Annotated in this window: 11 protein-coding genes; all 11 read right to left on the bottom strand. The window is 60.1% G+C overall.

Going from position 1 to position 12,435, the window contains the following annotated elements:
* Positions 1–308: 308 nt before the first annotated feature.
* Entirely contained in the window at positions 309–1,082 is a 774-nt protein-coding gene (locus M0H32_RS17705; protein ID WP_248156352.1) for a MinD/ParA family ATP-binding protein, read from the bottom strand.
* A 29-nt stretch (positions 1,083–1,111) separates the two neighbouring features.
* The gene (locus M0H32_RS17700) at positions 1,112–1,531 is read right to left on the bottom strand and encodes a hypothetical protein (RefSeq protein WP_248156350.1); all 420 of its coding nucleotides are present in this window, start codon (positions 1,529–1,531) and stop codon (positions 1,112–1,114) included.
* Between the two features lie 100 nt (positions 1,532–1,631).
* Positions 1,632–2,015: an SH3 domain-containing protein gene (locus M0H32_RS17695; RefSeq protein WP_248156348.1), complete on the bottom strand. Its 384-nt coding sequence runs from the start codon at positions 2,013–2,015 to the stop codon at positions 1,632–1,634.
* A 256-nt stretch (positions 2,016–2,271) separates the two neighbouring features.
* Positions 2,272–4,107 carry a tetratricopeptide repeat protein gene (locus M0H32_RS17690; protein ID WP_248156346.1) on the bottom strand — a complete coding sequence of 612 codons (1,836 nt, stop codon included), beginning with the start codon at positions 4,105–4,107 and terminating at the stop codon, positions 2,272–2,274.
* Between the two features lie 253 nt (positions 4,108–4,360).
* Positions 4,361–4,981, bottom strand: coding sequence for a DUF3540 domain-containing protein (locus M0H32_RS17685; protein ID WP_248156344.1), 621 nt, complete (start codon positions 4,979–4,981; stop codon positions 4,361–4,363).
* Between the two features lie 37 nt (positions 4,982–5,018).
* On the bottom strand, positions 5,019–5,861 hold the full coding sequence (locus M0H32_RS17680) for a hypothetical protein (protein WP_248156342.1): 843 nt from the start codon (positions 5,859–5,861) through the stop codon (positions 5,019–5,021).
* Positions 5,862–5,872: 11 nt separating this feature from the next.
* On the bottom strand, positions 5,873–6,736 hold the full coding sequence (locus tag M0H32_RS17675) for a hypothetical protein (RefSeq protein ID WP_248156341.1): 864 nt from the start codon (positions 6,734–6,736) through the stop codon (positions 5,873–5,875).
* Between the two features lie 16 nt (positions 6,737–6,752).
* A complete protein-coding gene (locus M0H32_RS17670) occupies positions 6,753–7,625 on the bottom strand; it encodes a hypothetical protein (RefSeq protein ID WP_248156339.1) in 873 nt (290 codons plus the stop codon).
* A 14-nt stretch (positions 7,626–7,639) separates the two neighbouring features.
* Complete coding sequence (locus M0H32_RS17665) at positions 7,640–8,038, bottom strand: hypothetical protein (RefSeq protein WP_248156337.1); 399 nt, start codon at positions 8,036–8,038, stop codon at positions 7,640–7,642.
* A gap of 85 nt (positions 8,039–8,123) precedes the next feature.
* Positions 8,124–9,197, bottom strand: a complete 1,074-nt coding sequence (locus tag M0H32_RS17660; RefSeq protein ID WP_248156335.1) for a pentapeptide repeat-containing protein — start codon at positions 9,195–9,197, stop codon at positions 8,124–8,126.
* A complete protein-coding gene (locus M0H32_RS17655; RefSeq protein ID WP_248156333.1) occupies positions 9,187–12,408 on the bottom strand; it encodes a DUF2169 family type VI secretion system accessory protein in 3,222 nt (1,073 codons plus the stop codon). Before M0H32_RS17655 ends, M0H32_RS17660 begins: the two co-directional genes overlap by 11 nt.
* Positions 12,409–12,435 lie beyond the last annotated feature (27 nt).

The following is a 12,435-nucleotide window of genomic DNA, read 5'->3' as shown; positions in this document are numbered from 1 at the left end:
CGCAGATACAGTGTGTTGGCATCGGACCCCGCATCAGAACCTGATAACTCTCTGTTGCAAAAGAATGTTCTCAGATTCTTGGGGCCGATGCACCTAATGCTTTGAGAAATGCGGGCTAGGGCGCCTTTCGCCCATCCTCACACCACCCACTGCGTCATCCTGAGGAGGACCACAAGGTCCGTCTCGAAGGATCGGCAACACACTAGGGAACAAGCGGCCGCTCCTTCGAGACGCCGCTGCGCGGCTCCTCAGGATGACGCTCGAATGTAAGATAAGCCTATGAATTTGAACCCGGATTTCATCCGAGCTCACTCGATCGAGTCGACGATCGATTCAATTGCCTTGGTGAAGATATGCTCCGGCTGCAGCGTGCGGATCAGGCCGGTGCTGCCGATCTGGATCAGATCCGTCGACAGCGGCAGAACAGCGGCGACCGGGGTGCGGTAATTGGAGAAGATCCGCTGCGCCAGTTCGTTGAAGTCGAAGGTCTCCAATGCCTTGTTGACCACCAGGAACAGCTGCGGCACTTCCAGCTTGCGCGCCAGTTCCAGGGTCACAGCCGTTCCCTGGTAATCCTGGATGTCGGGCCTGAGGATCAGAAGCAGCGTGTCGGAGATGGCGATAGACAGCAGGGTTTCCTCGTTGACGCCCGGATGAGTGTCAATCAGCAGGTAGTCCAGTTCCAGTTCCTGGCAGAGATCGACAAAGCCGCGGTTGAGATCCTCGACGTCGTATTTCTCCTTCAGAATCCGGGCGATCTCGCCCGTCTTGATGGAGGACGGCACCAGAAAAACCTTGCCCCCCTCGGGCACCATCGACCGGCCCTGGCCGTCGACAACATTGGCGGTCACGTCAAGCGCGGAGTCCGTAACCTTGCAATGGCCCCAAAGATAGTTGTTGAGCGTGTGGCTGACCCCGTTCAGATCAACCTTGAACAGCGTGTGGATGCCGGGAGACTGGATGTCGGTATCGACGATGCCGACCCGGTGGCCGCGCAGGGCCAGCGCCGAGGCCAGGTTCGCGGTGACATTGGATTTGCCGGTGCCGCCGCGATAGGAATGGGTGGAAATGATTTTTGTCACAGAGTGTCTCGGCTCGTCAGGTCGTCGGGTCAGGATTTGTAGCGGGATCTGAGGTCCTTGGCGCGGGACTGCAGCGACCGGAAATAATCGCTGTCGCTGACCTCCTCGATTTCCATCTTGGCCTGCTCCTTGTCATAGGTGACTTCAAACTTGTCCAGCCGGGTTTTCAATTCGGCGTTCTCCTTGCGCAGCCTGGCTTCGGCCGCCTCGAGCTTGCGCTTGGTTTCCGTCAGTTCGGCGATCAGCTGGCTGGAGTGGAACTCACGGGCTTCCACCTGCACCACCATGCCGGAAAACGTTTCCGCCAATGCCCGGATATCGTCTTCGACGGACATGTCGGTGATTACCTGAAACAGGTCGTCGACCTCGTCGAACCGGCCATTGGCAATGGCTTCACACGTCCTGGCCAGACTGGCCAGCGCGGGTTTCATGCTGTCATGTGAACTCATTTCCGGCCTCCCTGTGCTTTTAATCACGCCTTTTCCGGCGACCCAAGCGGTTTGTAGCCGCCATGGCGGAAAACCGCCATCGGACGCCGGACCGATGGCCTCAATTCGAGGCGGTTGTCTGCAGGGGATTGGTCTGTGTCAGGTACTTGTCGGATATCCAGCCCATGCGCCCGGTGTCGACATCGCGGGCATGCACCCAGATTCCCTGAAGTTCGGTCTGACGCACCGTCCTGCCCTTGTCGAAGCGATCGATCACCTTTTGTGACAGGCCGGGGCCCGTGCGGAAGGCCACCCGGTTGCCACTGACATAAAGCAGCGGTCCCTGAGCCTCCTGCGGCGGCGGCAGGATGACACGTGGCGCGGCCGGCGGCGGGAAATTCGCGCGCGCAATGTCCTCCAGATAGGACCGGTCGCGAAATTGCAGATAGGCCAGGGCCAGCACAAACACACCGGTTATGATCACATAGGGAACGAATTTTGGCATTATGAGCGTTCCGGTTCCGAAGCCACTTTATCTCCCACGGCCAGGCGTTTCTCGTCGAAACACTCCCGTCCAGTTCGGCGTTGCGGACTGACGGTGGGCGGCCCCCGGGATGCAAGGACCGGTTGATCCGGCCCGCTCCCGCACCTCTTCCATCATGCGCGATACCCTCACGTTATCACATGATTATTGATGGTCCGATAAGACCGGCGTGAGCGGTTCGGGAATTTTTTGAGACCGATTTCCAGGCGTCGCCGACTCAAACCGTGGCGAGACCGGCCAATTCCGAGGTCTTTTCGCTTAAGCGCTGCGCAAAGCGGTCCATTGGCTCGTCCCAGGGCCGCTCCAGCACATGGACGGAAGGATACCAATGCGACCGGCCCTCGGGTGCATACCAGTACCATTGCCTGTCGGGTGTCACCAGAACGATGGCAGGAACGCCCATGGCCCCGGCAATATGCGTCGCGGGACCATCCGGGCCGATGACAAGGTCCAGCTTGCCGATCAGGTCTATCAGCATCTCGATCGATTTGAGATGCGCGCCGGCATCGATGATCTTCCTGTTGCCTTCCAGTTCCGCCCGCTGGTCGTCCCACATCAGGCTCAAGACAGAGCCCGGCCACTCTTGGAGCCCGGCTTCAACATCCCGCAGCAGCGGCGCCGGCGCATGTTTTGCCCAGGTGATGCCGCACAAAGGTTTGCGAAGCGGCGCCAGCGACCCGCGCCAGAAATCATCCGCACGGGAATCCGATCTCAGATAGGGCTCGAAGCCGGCGGGATCGTAGCGGTTTATGTCCGGCCGCGCCGCATAGCTTGCCAGGAAGCAGGACTTGCCGCTTTCCGCCAGTGTGAACAGGTTCTCGCCCCGCAGCGAGCGGATCTCCTGGCCGTGGCTCATGCGGTTGAGCAGCGGGATCAGCGGTTCATGGGCAAAAATGGTCTGACCTGCCGGGGCCGCCTCCGCGGGGCGCCGGTCTCCAAGGAAGCGGGCGAACAGGATCGCCTCCAGGGGTTTGGTTTCGAGTGGAATGATCACCTTGTCCGGATCCTCGGCCGCAACACCATCCAGCCCACCAGTCTGCGCGCCCAATCGCGCCATGATTTCGGCAGCCTCCGCGAATTTTCCCTGCTGAAACAGGCCCTGACGCACAAGGGTCGCGGCCACTGCACAGGTCGCCGGCTCCTGCAGCGCGACCTCAGCAAGCGTCACGCTTTCCGCGTGCTTGCCGACCCGGGCAAGTCCCGTTGCCATCAGCAGGCAAAAGTGAGGATTGTCCTTCTGCGTCTTCAAAAGCCCAGCGAGTTTGGCAATGCCGCTGTCCGGATCGCCGCGATAGGCCGAAATCAGGGCATGTTCCTCGAGCGCATTCACCGTATCAGGCGAGATCTTGAACGCCTTGCCAACCAGTTCCGCAGCGCGTTCGAGGTCTCCGACCATTGCCAGGGAATGCGCGAAAGCCGCCAGGACAACCGGATCCCGCGGCCGCTTCAGATAGAGCTCTTCCGTCAGGCGGAGCCCCCGGTCGTGATCGCCGAGATCATGCAGGATCTGGGCAAGCTGCATGGTCACCGGACCGTTTTCCGGCTGCTTCTCAAGAGCCCGCTCGTAATGCGACACAGCGTCATAGAGCGCGCCGATCTGCGACAGAACCGATCCGATATTGGCCAGAATGCTCGGATCTTCGGGTCTCAGCTCGAGCGCCATCAGCAAATGACGCATGGCATCTTCAATCTGCCCCCTGAGGGCCAGAATGCCGGCGACGGCCTCGTGAAAGGTGGCGTTCTCGGGATCGAGGCTGAGCGCGCGCTCGAAATTCAGCTCCGCAAGATCAAAAAGGCCCTGCGCGTGCTGGGCGAGCGCAAGATTGTAGCAGGCCGTGGCATCTTCCGGATCCAGCTGCAGGACCAGTTCGAAGCTTTTCATCGCCGCTTTCAGGTCGCCGGCCCCGATCTGGCAGAGGCCATGGGTCTTCAGCGCGCGCACATTGCGCGGCGCCCGGCTCAGCGCCTGGCGGCACAGATCCTCGGCGTCGTCGATGGCGCCTTTTTCAATATGCTTGGTGGCGGCATCCAGGAGGGCATTCAGGTTCGACATGGTGTCCAGACAAGATTTTCAGCATCCTCCCGCCCCGTTCCGGCCAGAAGGACGCACGTTTATGCGTTTCACAAAGGTGTGCGGGTCGCCCTAGTGTGGTGAATTTGAAATTCGCCTCATTGTTGCAGCGACCATCGAAGCGAATTTCAAATTCGAAAACCACACTAGAAACATATGCTTGCTAGTCACCCTTTTGAATCTGAATCTCGTTCCGAGTGTGCAGGGAAATAAGACGAACTTCAGATTCGGGTGACTAGCCGACATTGATCCGTTCCGCGTTGAGCCGGATGTCGGTCTTGGCGGTGACGACGGCGGTATGGGCGCTCTGGGCCATGGCGCTTTCGATGGTCTGGCTGAACACACCCGCCTTGTGCACATCCGAACCTGCGATGATGGAGACGCGCTCATGGGCGCTCACCGTAGTCGACTGGGCGATCGTCTCGTCCGTGCCGGCAACGCGTTTGGAGGTTCGAAACAGGCTGTTGAAGACATGGCCGACCAGAGTGGCGGCTTCTGCAACGAGATCGAACACGCCGGCCTTGATGGAAATGCGCCGGGCCGAGAGAACAAGATCGCCCAGAGTTTCGATGCTGACGGGCGCATCGGCCTGCGGCCGGTCAAGAACAGCCAGCACATAATGGTGACCGTCGGCGAAGGTCGTCAGGACGCGGTCGCCGGCGACGGGCGTGACCAGGCAGCTGACCGCCTGCCGGGCAGCCATCGTCTCGCCCTTTCCGGAGCAGACCTCCAGGCAACCGCCATCGCACGTCTCGACGGTTAACACCCGGGACTGGGGCAGGGCCTCGGCGGTAACAACCGGCGCCGCGTGCGCGGCGGGATCCCACGCTTCGGTCGCTGACATGTCTTCGTTCATGCTCTTTGTCCCTTCCCGGAGATCCTTGCCAAGCGCGTCAGCATTGCAGTTCCGTGCCGATATCGGCGGAAACGGCCTTGTTGCGAACGCCGAGAACCGCGCCTTCGGAATTCACGATCTCGGATTTGAAGTCGACGGTCTTGGTGATGCGGTCGTAGACCTTCAGCTCGTTCTTGTAATACTCGTATTCCTCGTGCAGCCAGACGATCTGGGTGGCGAAGATGGTGAAGCCGAACTTGATGCCCAGCACGGCCTTGTAGGTGTTGCCGTTGAGCGAAAGCGACGCCCCGGTCGCCCCGATCGAGACTTCCTTGATGCCGAAGGTCGCCGTCTTGTAGCTCAGGCCGATATTGGAATAGTTGGACAGGTTACAGAGCAGGTAGAACTTGAAGACGATGCCTATATTGGTCTTGTGAGTGAAGCCCTTTACCGTCGTTTCCTTGTAGGTGTCGACGAATTTGGCGTAACCGGCCTGCTGGAAATAGAGATCGTGGTCCTTGGCCTTGATCAGGATGGAATCCGAGTCCGTGCCGACATGCGACGATTTCAGCCGGATCTTGCCCTCGGCCTTGATGAGCACATCACCGTCATTCTGCGTGATCGTCGTGTTGCCCGTCGTGTTGGTATAGCTGTAGCCACCCGACTTGACGGTCCGCGAGACATCCTTGCCGGTCTCGATATAGGCATCGCCCGGGGTCGCCGACTTCAGCGTATAGTCGCCATTTGTGTAGAAATAGATGCCCTCGGCATGACCGGCGGCATCCGTGATGTTCGCGCTGCCGGGTTCCCATTGGCTTTCATAGGTTCCAAGGCGCAGGTAATGCCCGTCGTTGAAGTAGTTGGTACCGCTGGCAGGGCTCCAGTAATAGAAATACGCCATGCGATTCTCCGTTATGCCCCGGGCATCTTGGATTCAATGCCGAGATGCGCCTCGACACTGCTGGTGTAGCTCGACTCGGCCAGAGCCGTTTTCATCGACGCGACGTTGAACAGGTTCTTCCAGCCGGAGAGGTCGTTTTTCGCGGCCGCATATTCGAGCTGGATGCCGCGCATTTTGAAATAGATGACCGAGTAGCCCATGTCGTGGGTGATCACGTTGACGCTCATGAAGACAAATCCGAGCTTGGCGCCGCCGGAAGAGATCTTTAGATCCGTCGCGCTGGCATCGGCGACTTTCAGGGATACGGAACTGATTTTCGCGCTGATCGCGGCGGTGAGATAGAGCGGGATCACCCAGGAAACGCTGACATTGGTGCTTTCCTTCTCGACGATCTTTTTTGTCGAGCCGACCACCTGTTTCAGATACGCCCCAAAAGTGTGGTTGTAGATGGCATTGCCCTTGCTCGACACCTTGCCGTCGGGCGCTTCGAAATAGATCCCGTCGACATGGTTGGACTGCACCAGGAACGACTTGTTGTTCTTGGCGGTCAGGGAAAAGCCCTTTGAATCGGTCGTGAGGGTGACATCGCCGCCCTGGACGTCGGTATTGTAATTGCCGTCGATGACCTTCTGGGTGAAGGCGCCGCCGATCTCGATCGTGCCGCTGCCCGATGCCTGGGTGATGTAGGAGCCGGCGGTGGTGATGAAGATACCGTCACTGGACGCAAGCCCGCCGGAATAGATCGACGGGAAACGGCTTGCTTCATCGACAACCGCCGGGTCGCTGACATAGGTGCCCATGCGCAGATAGACGCCGTTTTCAATACCAAGCGTGTCATCGCTCGCCGGGGAAACCCCCATGTAGAGAGTTGTCATGTCCTGTCTCCGCGCATCAGAGCTTGACCCGGGTGAAGACGCCGCAGCCGATCATCTTCTTCCGCATGGCAGCGGCGTAATTTTCGGTTACGCCGCCCTTGATCTCGCCCTTGACGATGTCGTTCTGCTTCTTGAGCATTTCGACGTAGATCTGCAGGACCGTCATCTTGTTGTAGAGAACCATCGTCTTGCGGTAGTTCGCCGCCAGCTTGAACGACAGCACCTGGAGCAGGTTGAAGCTGACGTAATAGCCGGAATACTTGGTGAAGATGACCTTCACCGCCGTGGCCGTCGCCTTGATCTCAACCGCCTTGAAATAGGTGTCGCCAAGGGCGTTGAAGGAGAAGGAAAAGGCCGTTCTCTCGCTGGTCGAGACGCCAATGACGGACGAATATTCGAACAGCTGGACATAGGTGATCTTCTTGGAGCTGCTGTCCTTGATATCGCGGCTGTCGGATGTGGTCACCTTGCCCCACCAGGCATGGACATAGAGATCCGAACCCTCGGATTGCAGCGTGATGTTGGCGTCAGGCGTGGTGTCCCTGGCCTCGATTGTGATCGAACCGTCGGCGGCCTTGAGCTTCCAGTCGCCCTTGTCGATGGTCAGCGTGTGATCGCCACCCAGGATCTTTTCCGTCAGCGCATTGCCGAAACTCTCTTCCAGCTTCATGCCGGCGTCGACCAGATAAAGGCCATTGGTCGACAGGGTGATACCGGTCAGGCCTGACGTGGACACTCCCGAAGGCAGGTGGCTGTCCTCGTCGGCGCTGACATATTCCTCCAGCCGCAGGTACTGCCCGCTGAATTCATCGGCGTTGCCTGTCAGCGGAACCGCGAAATAGATGTGTTTGGACGTGACCTCGTCGGCGGACGCTCTGTCGGTGACCATTGGAAGCCCTTTCGCTAGCCGACCGGATTGATCAGCGTGCACTGACCGGGAGACGAGATCCCGACCGAGTTGACGGTCAGGCCGTTTTCAAGCGGCGGATCCATCAGGGCCCGGCTCGCAGGCTGACCCTGAATGAGCAACCGAGCCGACCCCTTGCCGGACTTGCTGGCGCTCATCGGCATGCCGGAGATCACACCCGGGCCCGGACCGGCAATGCAGGCCGGGATCATCGACAGCATCGTGTGGAACCAGAAGGCAATCGAATAGAAGGTGAATTGGGTCGGGATGGTCGTCATCCGAAACCCGACCGCCGGCATGACGGCCGGGACGGGCGGCACCGACGGCATGATGAACGGATCGACCGGGGAAACGTCGAAGCTGGGGATCGGTCCGGAAGCATTCACTGTCGGCATGTCTTGTTCCTTTGGCTGCCGTTTTCAGGCCGTGTCGGGTGCACAAGGTGCGATGGCAATTGTCTCAAGCAACGGGAAACGGAAACTACAAGTCTGTGTCGAGATTCACGTTTTTCGGGTTGTAGGCCTGAGCAACGAGGCGTTTTTCATCGGTCGGGACCGTCGACCCGCTGGAACCGTCCAGCAGTGCGCTGCCAAGCCGCGTGGCATGAAACTTGGTAATGTTGAAGCTGGCATTGGCGAAACTCGCCGCGCGGCAATCCGCGTTGGTAAAGTCGCCATATTGCAGGTCGCAATTGTCGAATCGCGCCGCCGCGCAGGTGGCGTTGTCGAACACGGCCATCGGCATGCGCGATCCCCTGAAGGAAACCGCCGACACATCCGCATTTGCAAACACGCCGTTGCTCAGGTTGGCCTGTTCGAATTTTGCACCGGCCAGGTTGGACCCCGCCAGCATGGCAAAGGGCATGTTGACGTCACAAAAGTCACTCTGGCGTAGGTTGCAGTTGACGAAGGAGGTCTGGGTCAATTCCGACCCGCGGAAGATCACCTTGTGCAACTCGGCATCGACCATCGTGCATTCCTTGAAGGTCTGGCCGGACAGGTCCCGGTTGCTCAGATTGCCATCGACGAGAAGCACCTGATGGAAGGTGGCCCCGGCCAGTTCCGCCGCTCGCAGATCGGCTTTCGAGATCATGGTCCGGTAGATATGGGCGCCGGTGAAATCGACCCGCTCAAGATCATTCTCGAGCATGCCGATCTTTTCGAAATCCGTGTCCCGGAAACACGCCTCGACCAGGTCGCAGCACAGGAAGCTGGAATCGAGGTGGGACGTGTTCGACAGATCCGCCTTTTGCAGACCAGCTTTCAGAAAGCCAACCGTGTTGAAACTGCAGCCCGGAAAGGCGGCCCCGTCCAGCCTGCCCATCATCACCTGGCTCTCTGAGAACCGGCAGTTTTCAAACCGTGCGCCGCGCAGGTCGCAGCGGATGAAGGCGCTTTTTTCAAATTGGCAGCCCCTGAACCGGGCGCCGGAAAAATTGCAGCCGACAAAATCGGCTTCGGCAAAGACCGCATCCTCGAAGGTCCGGCGCGAGAAATCCTCGTCGGAGATCGCCCGGCTGTACTTGATCGCGTGAAAGATTTCCTCAAGTGTCATTGGCCGACGGGAGCTCCAGGATGGTTTGTCCGAGATTGGCCTGGCTGAAATCCGCGCATTGCACGATCGCGTCCATCAGATTCGCCGAGTAGAGATTGGCCCCGCGGAAACTGGTGTATCTGGCATCGCACTGGCTCAGATGCGCCTCCATCAGATCCGCGGCGAAAAAGTCCGAAAAGACCAGGACGGAGTCGTTGAACACCGCCTTGCGGGCACGCGCTGCCCGGAAGTCGACACCGGACATCTCGCATTTCAGGAACAGGCAATCGCGCATGTCCGCCCTGAGGAAACAGGTCTCGTCCAGATTGGCCTCCAGGAAACTCGAATAATGTCCCTTCAGTCCGTTGAAATAGCTGCCCTTCAGATCGGACGCGCCGACAAAGGTCGACTTCGAGAAGCTGGCATTGCTCCAGCGGCTGCCCCGTGCGGTCACCTTTGTCATCAGCTGCCGGTCGAAGCGGGTGCCTGACCAGTCCGTGCCCGCCAGCTCGCATTCGACGATCATGGTCTTCTCGAAAGCGGCGTTGCGCAGCCTTGCCCCTGAAAAATCACAGTGCAGGAACAGGCAGTCGACGAAATGCGCGCCTTCGAAATCCGCCCCCGCCAGACTGCTTTCCAGGAAGACGATCTGGTTGAAGACAGCACCCCGGAACGTAGCGCCCTGGAAATTCACCGAGGACCAGGTCCGGTTCTCGAAGCGGGTCTGGTCCATGCAGGCCCGTTCCGCTGTGACACCCGACAGGGAGGATCGCGAAAAGTCGGCACCAGTGGCATTGGCCTCGGTCAGGGTGGCTTCGGTGAGGGCCGCGCCGGTGACGAGGGACCGCTCCAGATTGGCGCCGCTCAGGTCAGCCTTTTCCAGGAACACGCCGTTCAGGTCCAGACCGGAAAGGTCCGCTCCGGCTAGGTGTGCATTCGCGATGTCGCGGCGGGCAAAGCTCTCGCCTTTGGCGAGATGTTCGACCACCAGATCCCCGAGCTGTTTGCGGATCGCGGGCGTGTAGGCCTCGATCGGATGCACCGCCTCCAGCATAGCGGAGCGGGCATGTTCCTGATTGAGCAGGAAATCCTTTGCTTCCTCATCGAGGTCTTCAAAAAAGGAGGCCGCATCCATCGAGGTTGCCGCCTCGGCCTTGGCGATGATGTCGTCGACCGATGTCACGTCCGGCTTGGGGACCGGCATGCTTTCAATCTGCCGCGCCAGCGCCAGCGACGGCGGCAGGTCGTGTCCGGCGGTCTTGGGCAGTTTCTCCGCCAGAATGGCTTCCAGCTTGTCCTGGTTGGCCTTGTTCTTGGCGGGCATGGTGGCAAGTTCCTCCAGGACCTTGTCGAAATCGGTCGGTTTCGGCTCCAGGAACTCCGGTGCGTTCAGCGCCTCGTCGATGGTGACCATTTCACCCGATTTCGGCCGCTCACTGACCGCTTTCATGTCCGCCGACATGGCTTCCAGGCTCTGCTTCAGCTCATAAAACGGATCGGCTTCAGGCAAGGCCAGCGCCCGGGCCCGGACCAGCTGCCACAGCTGCTCCTCGCCTTCGCCGCCTGCCACACCCTGGTCGATCTTGCCGAGGACGGCGTCGATCTTGGCCAGGGCCTCCTCCACGGCACCCGGCATGACCTCCTCGAAGGGCGGTGTCGCGACGGGTGGGTTGGCCGTGGACATGTCGACCGCGGCACTGGCGTATTTGGCAACATCCCTGGCAACCGACTGCCCCTTCGCGGCCTCCTTCAGCACCTTGGCGGCGTTGGCGTCGCCGGACTGCAGGGCCGCCTTCATGGTTCTGCCGACGTCGAGCATGTCGTCCGGCAGCGGCAGCCCGGCCGCTCTGTGTTTGGCGATCGTTGCGGCGGGCCCCTTCATGAGATCGGCTTCCATCTGCCCCGCAGCCGAGCCGAGCTTCCTGAACATGCCGGCCAGATCGACATTGCCGGCCAGCACATCCTCGGGCGCCGGCAGCGGCAGCCGCGGGACAGGCGGCAGGCTCACATCCGGCGTCAGCATTGCCGGCATGTTCGCCTTTTTCAGCATGTCGGCATGTTCGAACTGGATTTTCTTTTCGAATTTCCGGGCGATTTCCTCGCTGAAGGCGGTGGAGCGGGCGTCCATGGCCTCGCGGTCCGCGTCCTTCAGCTCGGGCATGAGCTGGCTGTCATTGAGCGTATGCAGCGCCCCTTCGGTCGAGTCGGTCCGCAGCCGGTAGATCCCGGCGTAATAGGACGGATCCCGGGGCGCGTCTGTCATCCTTTCAGCGCCGAAAATCAGAGCCACCACGTCGGATGCCTTTTCATCGGCGATCCTCAGAACGCCGCGATGATACAGCCCACCGATCTCAGAGCTGCCGAACAACCACAGCGTTTCAATGCGCGTGCCGATTTCGGTCAGGTGGTTCGCCTTTGTGTCGTGAACGGCAAAGAGACGCACGCGCAGGCCGGGCAGGCGCGACCGGATCACGGGATGCTGCGCGGACATGCCCCAGACGGCAAAGTCTTCGTTTCCTACCAGGGCCGTGCCGAGGCGCTGGTCGCCCGGCGCCACATTGTAATAGGCCCTGTCGAAACCGGGCGGCGGTTCGGGAAAGGACGTCCTGATCCAGTCCCAGCTCGGCTGGCCAACTTTCGACCTGCGCAAGGGATGCTCATGACCAAGCGGGCCGAACAGAACCGGCTCCGGCAGATCCGTCAATGTCTTGATCAGCCTGTCCGGGTTTTCGATGTTGGGCAACGGCGCATAGCCGAATTGCTCCAGGATGTAGTGCGGATTTGCCCCCTTTCCCGCCGGATTGACAGGGTGGGTCTCGTTGCCGAAAGCCCGGTCCGCGGTCAGCGGCATTGCGGCGTAGGGCTCCGCAGAAGTCAGCTTGACATCGCCATTGTCCCGAACCCAGTGACGGTCGCCGAACACCATGGCCCGTTTCTTCACCGTGCCGACGGCAAAGCCGATCTCCTGCGCCTGCACCGTCGATCCTTCCGGCGCACGGGCTTCGCCCGCGATCAGGACCTCCGGCCGGCCCTTCGGAAACCCCATGTCGAGAAAGCCGCCCATCGGCAGGTTCGACATGGCCGTTTCCGTATAGACCGCCTCGCTCAGGACGGATTCGGGGTCGGTCAGATCGAATCCGAAAAAGACGGTGGCGTAGAGATAGTGCTGACCGCCGATGGCCTGAATATTCTGAATACACGAGAGTTTGTGCGGCTTATAAAGGTCAGGCATGTCGGTCCCCGAAGTTCCGACAATATA

Origin of the sequence: Roseibium sediminicola, from assembly GCF_023156505.1 — a bacterium.
GTDB lineage: Bacteria > Pseudomonadota > Alphaproteobacteria > Rhizobiales > Stappiaceae > Roseibium > Roseibium sediminicola.
This window is presented reverse-complemented; position numbering and strand designations above follow the sequence as displayed.

Coding starts and splice junctions, on each gene's coding strand:
- M0H32_RS17660 (WP_248156335.1), bottom strand. CDS start 9,197: ATGACACTTGAGGAAATCTTTCACGCGATCAAGTACAGCCGGGCGATC.
- M0H32_RS17700 (WP_248156350.1), bottom strand. CDS start 1,531: ATGAGTTCACATGACAGCATGAAACCCGCGCTGGCCAGTCTGGCCAGG.
- M0H32_RS17695 (WP_248156348.1), bottom strand. CDS start 2,015: ATGCCAAAATTCGTTCCCTATGTGATCATAACCGGTGTGTTTGTGCTG.
- M0H32_RS17665 (WP_248156337.1), bottom strand. CDS start 8,038: ATGCCGACAGTGAATGCTTCCGGACCGATCCCCAGCTTCGACGTTTCC.
- M0H32_RS17680 (WP_248156342.1), bottom strand. CDS start 5,861: ATGGCGTATTTCTATTACTGGAGCCCTGCCAGCGGTACCAACTACTTC.
- M0H32_RS17670 (WP_248156339.1), bottom strand. CDS start 7,625: ATGGTCACCGACAGAGCGTCCGCCGACGAGGTCACGTCCAAACACATC.
- M0H32_RS17685 (WP_248156344.1), bottom strand. CDS start 4,981: ATGAACGAAGACATGTCAGCGACCGAAGCGTGGGATCCCGCCGCGCAC.
- M0H32_RS17690 (WP_248156346.1), bottom strand. CDS start 4,107: ATGTCGAACCTGAATGCCCTCCTGGATGCCGCCACCAAGCATATTGAA.
- M0H32_RS17655 (WP_248156333.1), bottom strand. CDS start 12,408: ATGCCTGACCTTTATAAGCCGCACAAACTCTCGTGTATTCAGAATATT.
- M0H32_RS17675 (WP_248156341.1), bottom strand. CDS start 6,736: ATGACAACTCTCTACATGGGGGTTTCCCCGGCGAGCGATGACACGCTT.